This window comes from Solibacillus sp. FSL H8-0523 (genome assembly GCF_038051985.1).
GTDB lineage: Bacteria > Bacillota > Bacilli > Bacillales_A > Planococcaceae > Solibacillus.
On record NZ_CP150291.1, the window covers coordinates 2,033,778 to 2,052,353 of the forward strand.

20 protein-coding genes are annotated in these 18,576 nt (G+C 38.6%); 14 read left to right on the plus strand and 6 right to left on the minus strand.

What is annotated here, in order from left to right:
* The first annotated feature begins 309 nt into the window (after positions 1 to 309).
* Both rsgA and NSQ62_RS10170 read left to right on the plus strand, forming a co-directional pair.
* Positions 310 to 1,365 carry a ribosome small subunit-dependent GTPase A gene (rsgA, locus tag NSQ62_RS10165; RefSeq protein ID WP_341323813.1) on the plus strand — a complete coding sequence of 352 codons (1,056 nt, stop codon included), beginning with the start codon at positions 310 to 312 and terminating at the stop codon, positions 1,363 to 1,365.
* A gap of 130 nt (positions 1,366 to 1,495) precedes the next feature.
* The gene (locus NSQ62_RS10170) at positions 1,496 to 1,633 is read left to right on the plus strand and encodes a hypothetical protein (RefSeq protein WP_341323814.1); all 138 of its coding nucleotides are present in this window, start codon (positions 1,496 to 1,498) and stop codon (positions 1,631 to 1,633) included.
* A gap of 163 nt (positions 1,634 to 1,796) precedes the next feature.
* On the opposite strand, the gene NSQ62_RS10175 is transcribed toward NSQ62_RS10170, so the two are convergent.
* Positions 1,797 to 2,303, minus strand: a complete 507-nt coding sequence (locus NSQ62_RS10175; RefSeq protein WP_341323815.1) for a hypothetical protein — start codon at positions 2,301 to 2,303, stop codon at positions 1,797 to 1,799.
* A gap of 580 nt (positions 2,304 to 2,883) precedes the next feature.
* Between NSQ62_RS10175 and NSQ62_RS10180 the strand changes: the two genes are divergently transcribed.
* On the plus strand, positions 2,884 to 3,123 hold the full coding sequence (locus NSQ62_RS10180; protein ID WP_341323816.1) for a phospholipase D-like domain-containing protein: 240 nt from the start codon (positions 2,884 to 2,886) through the stop codon (positions 3,121 to 3,123).
* Positions 3,124 to 3,251: 128 nt separating this feature from the next.
* A complete protein-coding gene (locus NSQ62_RS10185; RefSeq protein WP_341323817.1) occupies positions 3,252 to 5,045 on the plus strand; it encodes a M3 family oligoendopeptidase in 1,794 nt (597 codons plus the stop codon).
* Between the two features lie 106 nt (positions 5,046 to 5,151).
* On the opposite strand, the gene NSQ62_RS10190 is transcribed toward NSQ62_RS10185, so the two are convergent.
* Positions 5,152 to 6,216, minus strand: a complete 1,065-nt coding sequence (locus NSQ62_RS10190) for a nucleoid-associated protein (protein ID WP_341323818.1) — start codon at positions 6,214 to 6,216, stop codon at positions 5,152 to 5,154.
* 776 nt (positions 6,217 to 6,992) lie between these two features.
* Between NSQ62_RS10190 and NSQ62_RS10195 the strand changes: the two genes are divergently transcribed.
* Positions 6,993 to 7,586 (plus strand): YpjP family protein, encoded by a 594-nt coding sequence (locus NSQ62_RS10195; RefSeq protein ID WP_341323819.1) that lies wholly within the window; start codon positions 6,993 to 6,995, stop codon positions 7,584 to 7,586.
* A gap of 98 nt (positions 7,587 to 7,684) precedes the next feature.
* Here the strand turns inward: NSQ62_RS10195 and NSQ62_RS10200 are convergent, their stop codons facing one another.
* Positions 7,685 to 7,861, minus strand: coding sequence for an asparagine synthase (locus NSQ62_RS10200; protein ID WP_341323820.1), 177 nt, complete (start codon positions 7,859 to 7,861; stop codon positions 7,685 to 7,687).
* Positions 7,862 to 8,133: 272 nt separating this feature from the next.
* Between NSQ62_RS10200 and NSQ62_RS10205 the strand changes: the two genes are divergently transcribed.
* Both NSQ62_RS10205 and NSQ62_RS10210 read left to right on the plus strand, forming a co-directional pair.
* Positions 8,134 to 8,400 carry a YesK family protein gene (locus tag NSQ62_RS10205; RefSeq protein WP_341323821.1) on the plus strand — a complete coding sequence of 89 codons (267 nt, stop codon included), beginning with the start codon at positions 8,134 to 8,136 and terminating at the stop codon, positions 8,398 to 8,400.
* Between the two features lie 134 nt (positions 8,401 to 8,534).
* A complete protein-coding gene (locus NSQ62_RS10210) occupies positions 8,535 to 8,726 on the plus strand; it encodes an ABC transporter permease (protein WP_341323822.1) in 192 nt (63 codons plus the stop codon).
* A 118-nt stretch (positions 8,727 to 8,844) separates the two neighbouring features.
* On the opposite strand, the gene NSQ62_RS10215 is transcribed toward NSQ62_RS10210, so the two are convergent.
* Complete coding sequence (locus tag NSQ62_RS10215) at positions 8,845 to 9,222, minus strand: SLAP domain-containing protein (protein WP_341323920.1); 378 nt, start codon at positions 9,220 to 9,222, stop codon at positions 8,845 to 8,847.
* 180 nt (positions 9,223 to 9,402) lie between these two features.
* Here NSQ62_RS10215 and NSQ62_RS10220 point away from each other — a divergent pair, with 180 nt between their 5' ends.
* The 3 genes from NSQ62_RS10220 (at position 9,403) to NSQ62_RS10230 (ending at position 13,039) form a co-directional block, all read left to right on the plus strand.
* Positions 9,403 to 11,448: a S9 family peptidase gene (locus tag NSQ62_RS10220; protein ID WP_341323823.1), complete on the plus strand. Its 2,046-nt coding sequence runs from the start codon at positions 9,403 to 9,405 to the stop codon at positions 11,446 to 11,448.
* Between the two features lie 127 nt (positions 11,449 to 11,575).
* The gene (locus NSQ62_RS10225) at positions 11,576 to 12,556 is read left to right on the plus strand and encodes a thymidylate synthase (protein WP_341323824.1); all 981 of its coding nucleotides are present in this window, start codon (positions 11,576 to 11,578) and stop codon (positions 12,554 to 12,556) included.
* Between the two features lie 12 nt (positions 12,557 to 12,568).
* Positions 12,569 to 13,039, plus strand: a complete 471-nt coding sequence (locus NSQ62_RS10230) for a dihydrofolate reductase (RefSeq protein ID WP_341323825.1) — start codon at positions 12,569 to 12,571, stop codon at positions 13,037 to 13,039.
* Between the two features lie 113 nt (positions 13,040 to 13,152).
* On the opposite strand, the gene NSQ62_RS10235 is transcribed toward NSQ62_RS10230, so the two are convergent.
* The gene (locus NSQ62_RS10235) at positions 13,153 to 13,704 is read right to left on the minus strand and encodes a hypothetical protein (protein WP_341323826.1); all 552 of its coding nucleotides are present in this window, start codon (positions 13,702 to 13,704) and stop codon (positions 13,153 to 13,155) included.
* 207 nt (positions 13,705 to 13,911) lie between these two features.
* Here NSQ62_RS10235 and NSQ62_RS10240 point away from each other — a divergent pair, with 207 nt between their 5' ends.
* Together NSQ62_RS10240 and NSQ62_RS10245 are read left to right on the plus strand one after the other, a co-directional pair.
* Entirely contained in the window at positions 13,912 to 14,724 is an 813-nt protein-coding gene (locus NSQ62_RS10240) for a hypothetical protein (protein WP_341323827.1), read from the plus strand.
* Positions 14,721 to 15,284, plus strand: coding sequence for a hypothetical protein (locus NSQ62_RS10245; RefSeq protein WP_341323828.1), 564 nt, complete (start codon positions 14,721 to 14,723; stop codon positions 15,282 to 15,284). Before NSQ62_RS10240 ends, NSQ62_RS10245 begins: the two co-directional genes overlap by 4 nt.
* A gap of 49 nt (positions 15,285 to 15,333) precedes the next feature.
* Here NSQ62_RS10245 and NSQ62_RS10250 read toward each other — a convergent pair whose 3' ends face one another.
* Positions 15,334 to 15,975, minus strand: coding sequence for a hemolysin III family protein (locus NSQ62_RS10250; RefSeq protein ID WP_341323829.1), 642 nt, complete (start codon positions 15,973 to 15,975; stop codon positions 15,334 to 15,336).
* 199 nt (positions 15,976 to 16,174) lie between these two features.
* Here NSQ62_RS10250 and NSQ62_RS10255 point away from each other — a divergent pair, with 199 nt between their 5' ends.
* Both NSQ62_RS10255 and NSQ62_RS10260 read left to right on the plus strand, forming a co-directional pair.
* Positions 16,175 to 17,020, plus strand: coding sequence for a DegV family protein (locus tag NSQ62_RS10255; RefSeq protein ID WP_341323830.1), 846 nt, complete (start codon positions 16,175 to 16,177; stop codon positions 17,018 to 17,020).
* Between the two features lie 620 nt (positions 17,021 to 17,640).
* Complete coding sequence (locus tag NSQ62_RS10260) at positions 17,641 to 18,576, plus strand: GDSL-type esterase/lipase family protein (RefSeq protein WP_341323831.1); 936 nt, start codon at positions 17,641 to 17,643, stop codon at positions 18,574 to 18,576.

An 18,576-nucleotide genomic window follows, 5' to 3' on the forward strand; every position in this document is an offset into this window, starting at 1 on the left:
TGAAACCGGGGCTGAAAAGAACCAGCATTTAGAAAATTCTAAAACAAACTACAGAATTACATTGACAAAATATTCTATTAACAGGTATAGTTAGCATAATAAATTTTGAGAGAAGGTGAGCATATGACAATTTTAGAGACTGTATTCATGCAATGGCACTTGTCATATGTCAATCACCACCCGTCTGCCTAAAAAGCTTTGGGCTTCTTAAACGTGCGTGATATGCCTTATGATGAGCGACCATTGCCTATCATAAGGCTTTTTGTTTGCCTAAAAAACAAAAATCACACGCCTAGGAGGCAAACGGAATTGAATTTACAACAATTAGGATTTACTGAATTTTTTGAACAACAATACCAATCATACGAAACGAATAATAAATTAGTAGGACGCGTCATGCTGGAACATAAGCATTCGTACCGTGTTATGACAGAAGAAGGCGAATTGTTAGCGAGCGTGTCAGGCAACTTCGCGTTCCATGCATTTTCACGCAAGGACTATCCTGCTGTAGGTGACTTTGTATTAGTAGAAAAAATGCAGGGTGAGGCGCGTGCGATTATTCATGAGCTGTTCGAGCGCAAATCTAAATTTACACGGAAAATGGCAGGCAATGAAATTGACGAGCAAATCGTCGCGGCGAATGTAGACATTGTATTTTTAGTCATGAGTGTCAATGCTGATTTTAATGTGCGCCGTTTAGAGCGTTATTTAGTCGCTGCATGGGATTCTAGTGCAACACCTGTCATTGTGTTAACAAAAGCGGATATTTGTGATGATGTGGAACACTACAAAAAAGAAGTCGAAGCCATTGCTTTTGGGGTAGAAATCGTAGTCGTTAGTGCCGTATCAGGACAAGGAATCGATGAACTACAAGCATTGTTAAGAGAAGGTAAAACCGCCGCACTTCTTGGTTCTTCTGGTGCTGGAAAGTCGACGCTTACAAATGCGTTACTTCTTAGTGAGCAAATGAAGGTTTCCCATATTCGTGAGGACGATGCAAAAGGGCGCCACACAACAACACACCGTGAACTAGTGGTGTTAGCAAGCGGGGCGTGTTTAATCGACACACCAGGGATGCGTGAATTACAACTTTGGGATCAAAGCGATAGCTTAGCAACAAGCTTTTCAGATATAGAAGCACTTGCTAAAGAGTGCCGTTTCCGCGATTGCACGCACAAAAAGGAGCCACAGTGCGTGGTTCAACAAGCAGTAGCAAGCGGGGAGTTAGAGCAAGCCCGCCTTACAAGCTATTTCAAGTTACAACGTGAACTCCTCTATATCGAAAAGAAAGCAAATACCGATGCTCTCTTAGCCGAAAAACGAAAGTGGAAACAAGTTTCAAAGCAAGTGAAGAAGATGAAATGATAAAAAGAGGCTCCTGAATATTAACGGGTTCGGTTGGGAGAAAACATAAAAAACACAGTGTATTGAGTTTTCACTCAACAGCTATGAGTTCAGAGTTTCGGAAGGAAAAGGTTATCCGAAATCTTTCGGGATGATTGGCACAGCAGATGAACACCAACGCATCGCCTATTTGTACTTCTATGATTTTGATTTGGACAAAATCGGTGAGCCAGGTGACCAAAAACGTATGTCAAAATTTGTGGAAAGCTATTTCGACTATGATTTCTAATCTCTTATTGCAAGTCTTCCTATTTCTATGTACGTCCGAAAAGGTGATTTGCCTCTTTAGTTCAATAAGGATAGAAAAATATTGCCGGTTTGAGAAGGTTGTACTTCAACTATGCAGCAGGTTAGTTGAAGTACATAAAAAAAGACCAATTAGATGGTCTTTTTTAAAAGGAAAAATCTATAGTCTTTAGTAGCGTATCCATTTCTGTTTTAATGGTAAAAAAATGAGGTTTATTTTCATTATCAATTATGAGTAAATAAGGCTTTTCATCTTCGGGAATAATAATGATAACTTCATCAATCGAAGTGTTCACCCATTTATTTTTTAATTGAAGAGATGGTGTTAAGGGGATTTTAACTAGATAGCCTTTGTCTGGAATAGGGTTGAATTTTGTGACAATATTATCAATTTCTTTAATAATTTTTTTGGTCTCCAATTGTATTTTTGGATTTTTTTGGATCTTTATTATCTTATTTTTTTCAATATCAAAAATTTCAATTTCCGTAATGCTTTGTGCACTTACTATAAGTAGATTAAATAGGAAAAATACAGGAATTGACGAAAACAAAATTTTGCGAATCACATTTATCACCTCAGATTTAGTCTTACCAAAGATTATTTTGTTATGAGTTACGCGTTCAACTAAACGGTGCTTTAGTGTAACAAGCATGAACTGCATCCCAATTGATTACATATACCTTGTGCAGAGCGTGCAACATTTTACCACATATTCCGTCTTTTTCATCAGCAGGGAAAAGGAGGGTGTATGTGAAGATATTTATAAAAATAAATTTCATTAGTATCTTATATGCTTTGTCACTATTTATTGCAATTGAACTTATAATCAACGTATATCGCATTAGCAGGGTAACTGAATGGAATCTGGATGTTGTTATGGTTATTATTCCTGTAATTATCTTAGTAGAACTTATCTTGTCGACACTATTAGTTATTCACCTTACCAAAAGATGGATGTTAAATAAAAAAATCGCTTACTGGTTAGCCCTTATCTGGTGTCCATATTTCATTCTTTTTTATTATCTATTTACCTATTTGTTTCCTCTAAGTTCTGGTGAAACATTGTTTCCAATCTTTAATATATTGATTTATGGCAGTATAGTTTTATATCCGTTCTATATAGTAATTATTAGCCAATATGTTACATCAGAAAATTAAATCTAATGTTTTTTTTCAAAATAAAGCTCTAAATGCTGATTTAATGGTATTTAGAGTTTTTTAGTGTTGTATTGATGGTCATTGACGATGAGGTTGCTACGATTGGGACGACAAATATTGTTGTACGCAGCTTTAACTTAAATTTTGAAATAAATGCGCTTGTTTATGATGAGGCGATTGCCATCGAATGTCGTAAGTTATTTGAACTTGACCAAGAAGGCAACTTTGAAATGACGCCTGAGCTTTACGAGCAGCGCGGCAAATGGACAAAGGTACGTGAAGCAGTTTCTCGTTTGATTTCACCGATTTTATAATAAGATTGCTAGCTTCTATATGGGACTAGCATTTTTTTATTTCAAAAACCGAAGTAAATTCGAGATTTTTTCTCTTAAATTTAGTAAAATAGGAATTGTATCATTATTCTGAAAGTGAGGCTAACAACATGACAACTACATATCCACAAGTATGGGATTTAGACGTATTTTTCCCAGGAGGCTCTGCTTCTCCTGAACTGAAGGCACATATCGAAAATTTAAAACCAAAATTTGAAGGCTTGAAACAGCAAGTTGATAGTTTAGCAGTACCAACTTCTACAGAGGCAGCACCAGCCATATTAGCAATTTTAGAGAGCATTAAAGAAACATTAATGCATATGTCGCAAGCAGGTGCCGTGCTTTCTTGTTTAACAGCGCAGGACACGACAGACCGTGAAGCACTTTTATTACAGGGGCAATTATCAGGTTTAGGAGCAAACTTCTCGCCAATTTTAGAAAGCTTTCACCAAAAGCTTGGTAAAATCGAGCAGCCAACATTTGATACATTAGTAAACGACACGGACTTAAATGAGTTCAAATTCATCTTAACGGAATGGCGCGAACAATCAAAAGAGTCATTATCGGAAGAAGAGGAAGCGTTAATTTCGGCACTTGGCGTAGATGGTTATAGCTCATGGGGGCAAATGTACAGCATGCTGATTTCGGATATTAAAGTGGACGTGGTAGTAGACGGCGAGACAAAAACGCTTTCTGTCGGTCAAGCAAACAACTTAGCGTCTCACAAAGACCGCGCTGTACGTAAAGCGGCATTTGATGCATTAGAAACAGTGTTCACAGAGCGCGAGGAGTTCTTCGCAAAAACGTTAAATCACTTAGCGGGCTTCCGTTTAGCGGTCTACAAAAAGCGCGGCTGGGAATCAGTAACAAAAGAGCCACTTGAAATTAACCGCATGAAGCAGGAAACAATTGACGCGATGTGGGGTGCAATCACATCTCGTAAAGTAACATTTGCGAATTATTTAACGCATAAAGCGAAAATGCTTGGTACGGAAAAATTAGATTGGTTTGATTTTGATGCACCGGTAACGGATTCAACAGCGACACTGGATTACCAACAAGGTGCGGAGTTCATCTTAAAGCATTTCGGCCGTTTCGGTAAGGAAATGGAAAGCTTCGCACGTACAGCATTTGAGGATGGATGGATTGAAGCAGAAGATCGTGACAACAAACGTCCTGGTGGCTTCTGTACAGGCATGCCTTTGTCTGAGCAATCACGTATTTTCATGACGTACTCAGGCTCGATGTCGAACGTATCAACATTAGCGCATGAGCTTGGTCACGCATTCCATAGCTATGCACTACGTCCAGTACACCCATTAAACCGTCGCTATGCAATGAACGTTGCTGAAACGGCATCAACATTTGCGGAAATGATTGTGGCAGATGCAGCGGTTGAAGAAGCAACGAACGAGCAAGAAAAAATCGCGTTACTAGAAGATAAAATCCAGCGTTCAGTGGCGTTCTTCATGAACATCCACGCACGTTACTTATTCGAAACTCGCTTCTATGAAGAGCGTAAAAACGGCGTTGTTTCAACAAAACGCATCAACGAAATTATGGAAGAAGCGCAAGTAGAAGCACATGCAGGTGGCTTAGGCGAAACACATCCACACTTCTGGGCATCAAAAATGCACTTCTATATTACAGGCGTGCCGTTCTATAATTTCCCGTACACATTCGGTTACTTGTTCTCTTTAAGCATTTATGCAAAAGCAAAAGAAGAGGGCACAGGCTTCGAGGAAAAATACATGGCGCTACTACGCGACACAGCCGTGATGACCGTAGAAGAACTAGCAATGAAGCATTTAGGCGAAGATATTACAAAAGAAGATTTCTGGTTAAAAGGGATCGCGTTATGTGAAAAAGACGTGGAAGAGTTTATCACGTTAACATCGAAATAATGAGTAGAGGGCTATCCGAGATTGTTCGGATAGCCTTTTTTCTATGGATAGAAATAATAAAACAGGCTACTTTTGCTTCGTTAGCGAAAGTAGCCTGTACTGTTGTTTATAACGTTTTCTTACGTAATTTAAAGTCCACAGCATCTGCATCATGAATCGTAATTGTAAACGTACCATTCACCTGATCATGTTGCACCTCAATTTTATCGTCTAAACGCTTATCATAGCGGAAGAAAATTTCGCCTTCTTCAGATTTATAAATGACATTTAAATCATCACGCTTCACTTCAAATGTCGGGGTGAAGTCTGGGTTACGATCAGTAAATTCATTTATAAAGAGCTTGGCACCATCTTCAACAAAGCTTTCCTGGTTATGTTCAGGCGCAATCGCTGTATAAATATTGTGCACAGAAGCGTCCAGCTCGACGTATTTGCCATTTTCAAATTCATCGTCAATGACACGTTGTAAGCGCGGCTTTTCTTCGTCCTCCATCGATTCGGCGATTTTTTCATACAATTCCTTCATTAGCATCTTTGTTTTCTTTTTATCCGATGCAATCGGTGTTGCTTGTAGGAAAGTTTCCATAAAAAACTTTGCGGGCTCGCCATCTGATTGCTTATCAAGCACATAGACATTTTCCTCTAACGGGTTGTAGTTCATACGAATAAGCGCACATTTTTGCACGCGACTTGAAGCATCCGGTAAAATGTTCTCGATCGTAGACAGTTCCAATGTCTCTAAATCGATTTGCACTGCGTCTTTTGGATCAAGCTTTAATAGCAGAATATAATCCTCGCCAATCATTTCAATATGTGCTACAAACACCGAGCCATTTGAGCTTGAGACGTTTTGCATAATTTGATAAAGCTTGTTTGAAAGGTCATTCGCAAGTGATAAAAAGTGCGTATCATCTGTATATTCGATGTAGCGGTTCATTTTCGTTAAAATGTCATTATCACGGTCTAAAAACTTACAAGCGACTGATTTGGGGCTGTTCATTGTCGCATCAATATAGCTTTCGAAAAACTCGCTGTATACGCCTGATTCTAGTTGTGTTAGGTCCATCGTTTGGCTTGCAGAGACAAAACGGCTTTGCTGCATATCGAGTAATGTCACGGCCATGCGCTTCATTTTAATAGCTAAAGTTGTTTCTTCAAGTAATTCTGTCATTTATCCGTTCTCCTTTTTGTTCGCATTTTACTAGTATAACGAACAAATGACTTTAGCTCAAACCTTTACAAATACGAACGTCTATGCTATTATAAGTAAGTGCTATTTTAGGTAGTACTATAAATAAATTGGCATTTCTGCTAGTGTTTTTGAGGATACTTATTCACACTGGCGCAAGCTTAAGGGCTGCAAGGACATAGTAGCAGGTAGGGACTATGTTGCTTAAGTTAGAAAAGATTAGTAGAATTTTACCGCGGTTAAAACTGAAAGTACGAACTTTCGAATGATATAATTCCCCGGATGATCGGGTTGAGACTTTCATTTATTTATAAAACTATCTATTAAATACTAGAGGGGACCCCGTTTTCAATGGGGTCCCCTTGTCCAATTTATAAAACAAATGGTTTAGATTTTTGGAAATATGTGAAAATAAATACCATCCAAAAAACTTTGGATGGCGGAAAAAATAAGTATTAGTCCGTGAAGCATAATGAAGTCATGTAACCAAGCATACATAATAAACCTAGACCCATAGCGATAGTCATATTTTACAAACCTCCCTTAAACAACTCACAATATCTTCCTTTTTATTGTACAATGTTTGTTAGAAAAATTCAAATTGCGCCAAAATAGTGCAATTTCAAATTTTTCTTATGTGGATATAATAATAGTTCCTATTTAATATCTACCAAAAAAAGATGAAACCTTTTCTTGTTATAGACGTATGTAGTTATAAGAGAAGTTTAAATATACATAATTTAAGGTAGGTGGAAACGATGAAAAAATGGCTTTATAAATCACTTGTTGTATCGGTTGCATTATTGACATTTGGCGTGATTACGCCAAATCATGAAATTTGGACAAACTTTGACGAGGAGCGCGGCATAAAATCCGCTTTAGATCGCCAAGATGATAACCAAATTTCATCGGCATACCAGCTAGACGATATTTTAATTGCCGAGCAGCCGCAACCAACGATCGATACGTTCGTAGAAGCAGCGAAGGAACAAGCATATTTGAAGTTCGGTACGCGCATTGGGCCAGTCATTGAAGACGAGTTCGAAACAAAGATTTTCCCGAAAATCGGAGAAGCAATTGCGATGACCGTGGACCGACTTGGGCACGACACATTAACAAACTTAAGCATTACTGAAAAACCAAGCGGCGAATACTCGGAGAAAATTTTCCACATCGTCGATAAAGACGCAAAAAAAGATGTCATCCGCTTTCATGTACGTACGGAAAACCGCCCGTTCGAAGGGTTCTACTACAATTTCCATTACCACACATTTGAAGACAACTATCAAACACACTACGACCTTGGCGACATTTACTGGTCCAAAAACACACCGCCTAAATGGTTGAGTTAAATACGAACGATACACCCGTTTAATTGACGGGTGTTTTTTTGTGCTTAAAACTTCGAACATGACCAAAAAAGAGAGCACAAAATTGTGCTCTCCAATTCCTAACGACGATGCTCTACAAGGTCAATTGCACCTAATACGATGTGCGCTAAACCGAAACCAAATACAGTGTTTGCTATCATATCATTCGAACTGCTTTTTTGCTTGAGTGCAATTCCGACCGCAGTAACAGCTGACCCTAGAATAGCTGGGATTAAACCTTCACGAATGTTGTTCATAAAAAATCCCTCCGTCGCAGTTTTTTTGGTGCTCGCACACCACTCTTACTATTTGCAAATAAGCAAGATGCTATACTTTTGTAATTTTTTATTGGAAAACTATAGCGGTCTAAATCAGTGTTTTCACTGGATATTTTATCCAAAAACGCATATGAATTGAGAGAGGGTTTCTCGTTAAATTTGCCGAATACAATACACTGTGGAAAGAAAGCTCTAAAACGTAACTTTGAAATTTGCCCGGTTTATTGAAAAATATAACAGGAGGTAATTAAATGGATGCTTTGATGTTAGAGGGATGGACTCCTATATTGCTTTGCGGCATTGTCTTTGCAATTGGGATGTATATTACGTCCCAAAAAGTTTCAAGAAATTCTTTATTTGCGACCGCTATCGTATTAAGTCTGATTTGTTTAGGGGTAATCATTTATAGCTTGATTGGAGTTCGTGGTTGGGATGGTGTGGGATTGGGTTTCTTAACCATTACTATTTTTGTAGGAGTATGGGTAGGTACTTTTATCGGAGCTATTTCAAAGAACTAAATAAAAAAATTCATACATTTTAGGCGAATTAGAGTGAAATTTTTTCGGTAAACGGGTAAAATAAAGGTATAAACATTTTTTGCGTTAATTTTTATGCGCTAAAATGTAAAATTATACCACAAGGGGGACTGCCGATGATAACCGGTCAGTTAGAGCGAGCGTTTAAATTAGCTGAAAAGCATAAGCTCGACGTAAATACAATTTTAGAGTTGAATAAAGTAATTGCAAAAGAAGTAAACAATTCACCAAAAGTGGAGGAAAAGATTTTACTGCAGATCATTCAGTTACTTGAAAACAACAAAATGATTCTTAAGGAGGCAACATAAAAAATTGGGCAAAACTATTGAACTCTTCGATGATTTAGACACATTTGAATAAAGGCGCTACTCAACCCACAGTATAACGAGTAGCGCCTTTTAATATGCCCATTTTTAGGTCTGCAAATTACTCAATCTCTAAAATGAGGTTTTGTAAATCAAGTTCTGCGTGAAGCGGATCGGGTTTAAAAATAAACGTCCACGGCATACTTGTAAATGGTGGTATTGACAGTGTTGGAATCGTAAACACCTGCTCCTCCATATAGTCCCCGCAACGAATGAAAACAGAACGGTTCGCAAAACGTACGCTATGATGCGTAAAATTGTGTACAAGCGCGGTAATGAGTAATTCCCCCTTATAATTAAACGCAGTGCGGACAATTGGACTCATAATCACATCGTCTACCTGATTGTATGTAGTCTCAAAAACATGCTCGATTAGGGCAAGATCCTTCTGACTAACTGCTTTCTCCCACGTAGGGTGTAAATATAATTGTTGTATAATAAACGCCTCTTTCTACAGATCCTTCTCCCTTAGTATACGGATATTTCGGTGAATTGAAAATTCCTATACCCTTATACAATACATATAAAATTATTATCGTTCGAAATTTCTAACCATTAATCTAGAGGGATTTCATTATTTCGTATAGAATTTATACTAATAGAGAGAGGAGAGGATTACATGAATCCACCAATTGCAAAGAAAATCCGAACAACATTTGAAAATCACGGGGATATTCGCCATGATGATTACTATTGGTTAAATGAGAAGACCAATCAAGAAGTACTGGCCCATTTGGAGGCTGAAAATACGTATTTTGCTGATGTAATGGCACCGTTGAATGCGATGACAAATGATATTTACGAATCAATGATTGCTCGTATTCCGCAAGAGGAAATCGCTGTTCCGATTCAGCGTGGCCCTTATTTTTACTACACACGTCAAGAAAAAGACTTACAATACCCGATTTACGCACGTAAATTTGCCTCAACACGTGCAGCGCTTGCGGAATCAAAAGAAGAAATCATTTTAGATGTCAATGTACTAGCAGCAGGAGATGACTACTTAAATACGTCGGATATTCGACTAACGGATGATCATCACTTGTTAGCGTATTTAGAAAACCGTGATGGGACCGACAGCTATACACTGTACATAAAGGATTTGCAAACGGGTGCACTTTTAGACGATGTTATTCCGAATGTATATATTTCTAGTAGTATCGAGTGGAGTGCATGTGGGCACTATTTATTTTACGTAACGATTAATGAGCAACAACGTCCGTATCAACTTTGGCGCCACAAACTCGGCACAGCGATCACAGAAGACGAACTGTTATATGAAGAACAAGACGTGACATTTAATTTATATGTAGCGAAGTCACAAAGCAGTGCCTATATTTTTGTCATTGCCCAAGCGACGACAACGACTGAAATTCGCTACATCGATGTGACAATGCCTTTAAATCCACTTACGCTATTTGATGCACGCGAGCCAGGAATTGAGTATGATGTGGAGCACTGGGAACATGATTTTATTATCATGACAAATAAAGATGCGATAAATTTCAAGCTCTTACGATGCCCAGTAGAAAATATTGCTGAACGTTCCATATTGGTACCATATGATGAAACGTATTTTATTGAATCAATTTATCCATTTAAGCATCAAATTTACATTTCAGGACGCGCGAATGGCTTAGAGCAAGTATTTCGTATTGAAAATAATGAATTGATTCCACTTGAATGGGACGAGCCGATCTATTCGGTGTCGATTGCTAGTAACCAAGACTACAACGTAGATGAAGTGCTAGTTCATTACGAATCGTTTGTCACACCAAAAACAACATTTGGCATTCAATTAGTGAATGGGGAAAAGACAAAGATACAGCAAGCGGAAGTAACAGGCGATTATGATGCCAAAAACTATGTCCAGCAGCAGCTTTGGGCAACTGCGCCAGATGGGGTGAAAGTGCCGGTACTACTTCAATATCAAAAGGATGCATTCGCAAGAGGACCAGCTCCAGTGATTTTGACTGCTTACGGCTCCTATGGTTATAGCAGCGATCCTTTCTTTAGTGCGTACCGTTTACCTTTACTTGATAAAGGCGTTGTTTTTGCGACAGCGCAAGTGCGAGGCGGCTCAGAACTTGGGCGTACCTGGTATTTTGAAGGGAAAATGAAACACAAACGCAACACATTTACAGACTTTATTGCAGCTGCCGATTTGTTAGTACAACAAGGGCTCACAACAAATGAGTTGCTCATTGGCCGAGGTGGTAGTGCCGGTGGATTATTAATCGGTGCGGTAGCGAATATGGCAGGGGAGAAATTTAAAGTGCTCGTGCCAGAAGTACCGTTTGTAGATGTATTAACGACGATGCTCGATGACACTATTCCACTTACAACGAGTGAGTATGATGAGTGGGGCAATCCAAACAACGCCGAAGACTATCACACGATGCGCACTTACAGCCCGTATGAAAATGTCGAAGCAAAAGCCTATCCGCATATGTATGTAACAACTGGCTTGAATGATCCGCGCGTTGGCTATTGGGAGCCTGCCAAATGGGTAGCACGCTTACGAGAACTAAAAACTGATGACAACAGCTTAGTGATGAAAACGAATATGGGTGCAGGTCATTTTGGCGCGTCCGGTCGATTCAATCAACTGAAAGAGTTAGCTGAGTTTTATGCGTTTGTGTTAAATAAAGTAGGCGTGAACTAATTTTTACACACATACTGTAATGAGACGTGTTGTTTCATTACAGTTTTTTTGCTTTTCTGACGAAGGACATGGCAATAAAAAAAATTACCTATATAATAGAGCGTGACAGAATTAAGGAGTGAACATTTTGACAAATCCAGCAGATCAAGCGTATTTACAACTACTTCAACACATTTTAAACAATGGCACAGACAAATCAGACCGCACAGGGACAGGCACACGCAGCGTATTTGGTTATCAAATGCGTTTTGATTTAGCAAAAGGTTTCCCACTTTTAACAACTAAGCGCGTCGGGTTTAAAACGATTACGAGCGAGCTGTTATGGTTCATAAAAGGCGATACAAACATTCGCTACCTCTTACAAAACAACAACCACATTTGGGATGAGTGGGCGTTTAAAAAATGGGTAGAATCCGATGAATACAACGGCCCAGATATGACTGATTTCGGCAATCGTGCATTAGTAGACGAAGCATTTAACGAGCAGTATCAAGTAGAATTAGCCTCATTTTGCGCGCGCGTATTAAACGACGATGATTTTGCCGTGAAATACGGTGATTTAGGTAATGTTTACGGTAAACAATGGCGCAACTGGACAACTTCAGAGGGCGAATCACTCGATCAGTTGCAAGATGCCATCAACCAAATTAAAAACAACCCGGATTCACGCCGTATTATCGTCAATGCGTGGAATCCAGAAGACGTCATTAACGCTGGTGCGAAGGGCAGTAAAGCGGCTTTACCACCATGTCACGCAATGTTCCAATTTTACGTAACGAACGGCAAATTAAGCTGTATGCTGACGCAGCGTAGTGGGGATACTTTCCTTGGTATTCCATTCAACATCGCGAGCTACGCGCTTTTAACGCATTTAATCGCACATGAATGTGGCCTAGAAGTCGGGGAATTCGTGCATAGTATTGGGGATGCGCATATTTATGCCAATCACTTCGAGCAAGTTAAAGAGCAGCTTGCACGTGAACCAAGAGCATTACCAACACTGAAATTAAATACAGAGAAAAAATCGATTTTTGATTTTGAGTTAGCAGACATTTCAGTAGAAGACTATAATCCACATCCAAGTATTAAAGCGCCGATTGCGGTATAGGGAGGACAAATTATGATTTCACTTATCGTCGCACATGATAAAAACTACGTTATTGGCTATGAAAACGGTATGCCGTGGCATTTACCTGGAGACTTGAAATATTTTAAAGACATGACAATGGGGAAGCCAATCATTATGGGGCGGAAAACGTTCGAATCAATCGGTCGTCCATTACCAGGTCGTCGTAACATCGTCATTACGCGTAATGATAAGTACCACGCACAAGGCATTGAAACCGTGTCAAGCCTAGATGCCGCACTAGCACTTGTCAAAGATGTCCCAGAAATTATGGTAATTGGCGGGGCACAAATTTTTGAACAGGCCATGCCTTTAGCGGATAAATTGTATATCACACTAATCAACCATGAATTCAAGGGGGACACGTACTTTCCACGCTACGATGGCTGGCGTTTAACGTCAAGCCAGCAGGCAATTGATTCAGGAGAAGGGTATACATTCCGCTATTGTATATTTGAAAAATAAAGAAGGAGTGCTGAATTTTTCATTCAGCACTCCTTTAAATTTGTTACATCTTAAATCGTTTTACAAAATCATTTAAGTTCATCGACAGCTCTTGCAGCTAATTACGAATCCATTCATTTGTTTTCTTTCATAAATAGGTATTGCGAATAGGTAGCGCCGTGGTTCATTTGCTGTAACAGTTCTTGCTGTGACACTTGTTGTTGCTTTTTCGTGACGAAATCATCCACAAGCGCTACATTATTCGTCATTTTTTCTAAGCGTAGTTTTTCAGCCTCAGTAGGTTGATCACCAATAGTTTCTTTAAAGGCATCTAGCTTATTTGATAAATTTAATTTCGCATCGGCTAAAAGATCAAGCTGCTTTGCTACAAAATTGTTTTGTAAATAGTTTGAATACGTCGTTTTCATTGCCTGCTCATCGAAATTACTCGGGTTCATGCCACCTGCGTTTAAATACGATGTGATGAGTGCTGGGTTATTCGGGTTATTGCGCAGTAAAGTTGCAAGCGCGGCCGAGCTACCAAAGCCTGATAAATCTTTATAGAGTGCATTTGTGTTGGATGGCTTTTGTTTTTTTTCATACGCCTTTAGCACGTAATCTTCAAAATTACCAAAAACTTGTGTGTTTGCTGTGTTTGGAAGTCCAACATTCTTCACTGTTTTCATCGCTAGGATTTCTGGAATAGAGTTTGATATAGGAATCACCTCTATTAGATTATCGGATAATTTCTGCAAAATTGAAAGAAAACGATCTACAAAATCCACCAGTAATGGTGTAGTAAAAAACTTTATTGTTATGAAAGGTGCATATTCACTTATGAATAAAAGGGTCTTTTGGTAAATATTCCTTTATAATAAAAGGAACTTTGTTTGATGAAAGGGAATCATATGAAAAAATTACTCATCGTTCTCGCCTTATTAGGTATTTTTCAAATCGGTAGTACGTTGTATTACGAATCAAAAAAGCTCAATGAACCAATAGTGATTGCGAGTGTGGTCGATTTAACGAACGCTCGTATGGATGTTTCCTACATTACAAATCGCCTTACTCCGGCAGAAGTGCAGATCATTGAAATTAGTGGCGTGCACTATTATCCACAACCACATGAAATGAATCCATTTGATACTGAACAAAAGTTCCTTGAAACCTTCGCGAATTATACGTATTATTCGATTGTTTCGCCTTCCATCCAACTTGATTCGGAGAGACTAGATGAACTAAACTATCTGCTGCAATCTACACGTGAGGCAACGATTCACTTTAACAATGGCTTTACCCAACAAGTAACATTAGATATTCATGAAGCAAAAGAAGTGCCACAGCTTGAATTTGTGTCAAGTGTAGGGAATACAGAAGGTTCACAACAAGTAATGAAAGCTGCGGAACCAATGAAGTTAAGAGCAGTGGAGCATGTAAAAGGGGCTATTTCGATTTCGTATTTTGCAGTGAAGGGCACAGAACTTACATTACCGCTGCAAAAACCAGTTGAAATCAATGAAAATGACGAGCTTCAGTTGAATGTAACCGATCTGTTCGCTCGTTTTCCTGGCGATGATTATCTAATCCATCTCCATGTTACCGATAAAAACGGCTCAGAAATCGTCTTGCCGTTAACGAATACAATTAACGGTATGCCAAGTGAGCAGTGGGTCGAGCAGAAGATAGAGGAGCGTGAAAAGCAATGAATTTCCACAAACTTGTGTTCATTGGATTGCTGTTTCAATTTTTTGATTTTAAGTTTGGTAGCTTTGATATAATGCCGGATTTTATTGAATACGTCATTGTTGCCTATGCGTTTTCAAAGCTAGATTATCGCTATGCGAAAGAGGGCTTCATTAGTGCACTGCTGTTAATGATTTTTTCGTTCTTCAACATTTTTAATCCTTCACTACTAGATATAAATACAGGTTCAAATTTATTAACAATTACAAGTATAGTCTTTGGAATGCTCCAGATTTTTTATTTTGCTTGCATTTTTGCTGTGTCGAATCAAATCGTTCAAGATTCCTCCCGTAAATTCCCAACGGTGTTTCTTGCAGGGATAATTATTGTTAACTTGATCGCTTCTCTTAGCATACATCTTTCAGTAAACTTGGCTAGTACGCTTGTTTTATTGAGCATGGTTGCATTTTTCATTTGTTACATGTACCTGTTTATTTTCCTCTGGAAGCGTATTGGATTACAAGACAAGAAGCAGGCAGAGAAATCGACGGATCTACTAGACGCAGATATCGAGCTAGAATAAACGAAAAAAAGTAGAGGAGCCCATACGCGCAGCCTCTACCTTTTTTTGTTTATAAATAAAACGCCACACAGCCGACCATACATCCACAACCTGCAAGTACAAACAGATGCCAAATTGCATGGTTATACGGCAACTTCGTCCACATATAAAAAATCGAACCGAATGTAAATAATACGCCACCAGCTAAAAGAAGCATAAAACCGTCAAACGTCAAATGATGATACAGTGGGCGGATTAAGAAAATAATAAGCCAGCCCATTACGATATAAAGCGATAATGAAAATTTCTCGAAACGGTGAATAAATAGGCATTTAAATACAACACCAAAAATCGCAATACTCCAGATAACACTAAGCATAACGATGCCTGTCACACCACCAATCGCAATGAGTAAAAACGGTGTATAGGTACCTGCAATTAAAATATATATCGACGAGTGATCTAAAATCGACCAAAGATGTTTATATTTTTCGGGCATACTATGTAATAACGTAGACATTAAAAATAATAAGATGAGTGACGCACCAAAAATAGAGAAGGCGGCAACTTGTGCGGCAGATCCAGTTTTTGCTGCATAAATGATGAGTAACACACAAATAGGTATACTAAGGAAGAGGCCAATACCGTGTGTAATGGCGTTCCAGCGTTCTTCTTTTAACGTTTTATAATCAAATGCTTCAATTGTTTGCATTTCTTTTCACGCTCCTTACTCTCTTACTATAATATTTATAACCGGTTCTTACGAATGTGCAATGTCATTTTGTTATATTGCAATATGTCATAGGCAATGTATGATAGTTAGTGGCACGAATCAATGACAAATGTCATCTTGGTAAAAAAATAGGATTTCTTTATAATAGTGAGGAAGATAGAAAAAGGATGTGTTTACATTGACTCAAATTCATATCGTAACGGATTCTACATGTGATTTAACAGATGCAGAAATTAAACAACATAACGTTCATATGGTTCCATTATCAGTACAAATTGATGATATTACGTATACAGACCGCGTAAATTTACAGCCAGATACTTTTATTGAATTAATGAGAAAAGCAGAAAACCTACCAAAAAGCTCACAGCCATCACCAGGGGCTTTTAAGGAAGTATTTGACGAGCTTGGCAAAGACGGCTCAAAAGTCATTTCGATTCACATGACAGGTGGTATGAGTGGTACATATCAATCAGCAGTGCAAGCAGCAGAAATGTCTGACGCAGATGTTACGGTAATCGATTCACGCTATATTGCATTCGGTTTGGCGTTCCAATTACGTGAAGCAATTCGCCTACGTGATGCAGGTGCTAGCGTGGAGGAAATCGTAGCAGGTGTTAACAAAGTACGTGAAAACACGCGTCTTTTCGTAGTACTAGACACGTTAGAAAACATGGTAAAAGGTGGACGTATTGGGAAAGGGAAGGCAGTCGTAAGCTCGTTCCTAAACATTAAACCTATCGGACATTTAGACATCGGTGAAGTAACCATTTGTGCAAAGCCTCGTAGCTACAAGCAAGTCGTGAAGTTCTTAATTGGCGAGTTTGAAAAGGATACAAAAGGCAAAGTGGTGAAATCAGTTGCTATTTCTCATGCCGGTGCAATGGATACACTCGTTAACCCATTAATCGAGCAGCTTCGTGCAAGCGTCTATAATGGCGAAGTAGAAATCGCGTTTACCTCACCAGTAATTTCAACGCATGCAGGTGAAGGTGCAATCGGCTTCATGTACTATGCAGAATAATTGGAGGTGTCCTGAATTTTTTCAGGGCACTTTTTTTGATGATGCATTGTGATAGAATGATCGAATATTTGGCAGCTAGTTGCGATCTTCATAACATCACAAATTCCTCAAAAAAGCAGCACAGCCATGTTTCAGCTGTGCTGCTAATTTGTCAACAACGTAAATTATAACGCGCATTAGTTCGGCGAATAACAAATGTTTCAACAAAGGTTATCATTGAAACTACGCGAAGTCGCACCGAGTCAAATGACTTTGTAACGCTACGACAAGTACGTTTTTTTCTTTTTCGTTTAGCTTTGTCACCGCACAAGTCCATAATTCAAAGCATCAAAAGTTGCCATCTGAACCGTTTGGTGCTGCGGTGGGCTCTTCATATCAAATTTGAACACGGTTGTATAAATCGCGTCCGAAATTGTAATGAAGTAGAAAAAGAATAGTAAAGCTTTCGTTCAATGTGACAAAAAACATTTCTCCTTTTAAATAACAAAATCTACATATACATACGATATATAGAACAAAAGGTTTCATTTTTCTAAAATATTTTAAGACAATCAATTCCAATATTTTCGAAAAGTGTCTTATAATAAAATAATATTGTAATAAAGGGGAGATTGGAGTGTATGTGGCGTTTATTCTTAACGATTTGCCTCGTCACGCTGTTAGCAGCTTGTTCGGTAACAATTGACCCGCAGACAGAGGATACGGTATCAGAAGAGCAACCAACGATAAAAGAGCAGCCAACCATAAAAGAGGAAGTGTCGATAATGACTGATCTCGCACCTATGCTTGATGAGGAAAAATCAACAACGGAGCGTTTTAAAGAAATCATCAGTGATGTCTTTCATTTAGATTGGTCAACTGGTAAGGAAGAAGATGCACAGGATGTCTTTTATTTAGCACTTGGCGATTCACTTACACGTGGAGTAGGCGATGAATCACAAAAATATGGCTATACGATTCGTCTTCAACATGAAATGGAAAAGTGGCCAATGATACAGTCAGTTGAGCTTGATAACCGCGGTAAAAATGGTCGTCGCAGTGATCAGCTATTAGCACTGCTTAAAAAAGGGCATTATGATGAGGAGCTCGAAAAAGCAAATCTCATTACAATGACACTTGGTGGTAACGATGTCATGAAAATTGTTAAGAACCATTTATTTTCAATGGAAAAATCGATGTTTGATAAAGAGTTACCACGATTTATTGAACGTTATGATAAGATTTTACAAGAAATTCGTCTGCGTAATCCAGATGCACCAATTATCATGATTGGTTTTTATAATCCATTTTCAATTGTAATCGATGAAATAACACCATTTGAGCCAATCATTAGTGAATGGAATGCGGAGATTGAGACGTTAAGTAAAACGGATGTAAATGCATGTTTTGTACCAGTAGAGGATTTATTTGTTTCAAATGAGGATATGGTATATCATGTAGACTTCTTCCATCCAAATAGCGCTGGTTATGATCGCATGGCAAGTCGTCTGATTGAAACGATGGAAAACTGTAATATTGAGGCCATGTCAAATGGTTTAATAGGTTTTGGAGAGTGA

Bases quoted from the DNA above. Each gene is read 5' to 3' on its own strand.
- NSQ62_RS10170 (WP_341323814.1), top strand. From the start codon at position 1,496: ATGATTGGCACAGCAGATGAACACCAACGCATCGCCTATTTGTACTTC.
- NSQ62_RS10175 (WP_341323815.1), bottom strand. From the start codon at position 2,303: ATGCTTGTTACACTAAAGCACCGTTTAGTTGAACGCGTAACTCATAAC.
- NSQ62_RS10180 (WP_341323816.1), top strand. From the start codon at position 2,884: ATGGTCATTGACGATGAGGTTGCTACGATTGGGACGACAAATATTGTT.
- NSQ62_RS10185 (WP_341323817.1), top strand. From the start codon at position 3,252: ATGACAACTACATATCCACAAGTATGGGATTTAGACGTATTTTTCCCA.
- NSQ62_RS10190 (WP_341323818.1), bottom strand. From the start codon at position 6,216: ATGACAGAATTACTTGAAGAAACAACTTTAGCTATTAAAATGAAGCGC.
- NSQ62_RS10195 (WP_341323819.1), top strand. From the start codon at position 6,993: ATGAAAAAATGGCTTTATAAATCACTTGTTGTATCGGTTGCATTATTG.
- NSQ62_RS10200 (WP_341323820.1), bottom strand. From the start codon at position 7,861: ATGAACAACATTCGTGAAGGTTTAATCCCAGCTATTCTAGGGTCAGCT.
- NSQ62_RS10205 (WP_341323821.1), top strand. From the start codon at position 8,134: ATGGATGCTTTGATGTTAGAGGGATGGACTCCTATATTGCTTTGCGGC.
- NSQ62_RS10210 (WP_341323822.1), top strand. From the start codon at position 8,535: ATGATAACCGGTCAGTTAGAGCGAGCGTTTAAATTAGCTGAAAAGCAT.
- NSQ62_RS10220 (WP_341323823.1), top strand. From the start codon at position 9,403: ATGAATCCACCAATTGCAAAGAAAATCCGAACAACATTTGAAAATCAC.
- NSQ62_RS10230 (WP_341323825.1), top strand. From the start codon at position 12,569: ATGATTTCACTTATCGTCGCACATGATAAAAACTACGTTATTGGCTAT.
- NSQ62_RS10235 (WP_341323826.1), bottom strand. From the start codon at position 13,704: ATGAAAACAGTGAAGAATGTTGGACTTCCAAACACAGCAAACACACAA.
- NSQ62_RS10240 (WP_341323827.1), top strand. From the start codon at position 13,912: ATGAAAGGGAATCATATGAAAAAATTACTCATCGTTCTCGCCTTATTA.
- NSQ62_RS10245 (WP_341323828.1), top strand. From the start codon at position 14,721: ATGAATTTCCACAAACTTGTGTTCATTGGATTGCTGTTTCAATTTTTT.
- NSQ62_RS10250 (WP_341323829.1), bottom strand. From the start codon at position 15,975: ATGCAAACAATTGAAGCATTTGATTATAAAACGTTAAAAGAAGAACGC.
- NSQ62_RS10260 (WP_341323831.1), top strand. From the start codon at position 17,641: ATGTGGCGTTTATTCTTAACGATTTGCCTCGTCACGCTGTTAGCAGCT.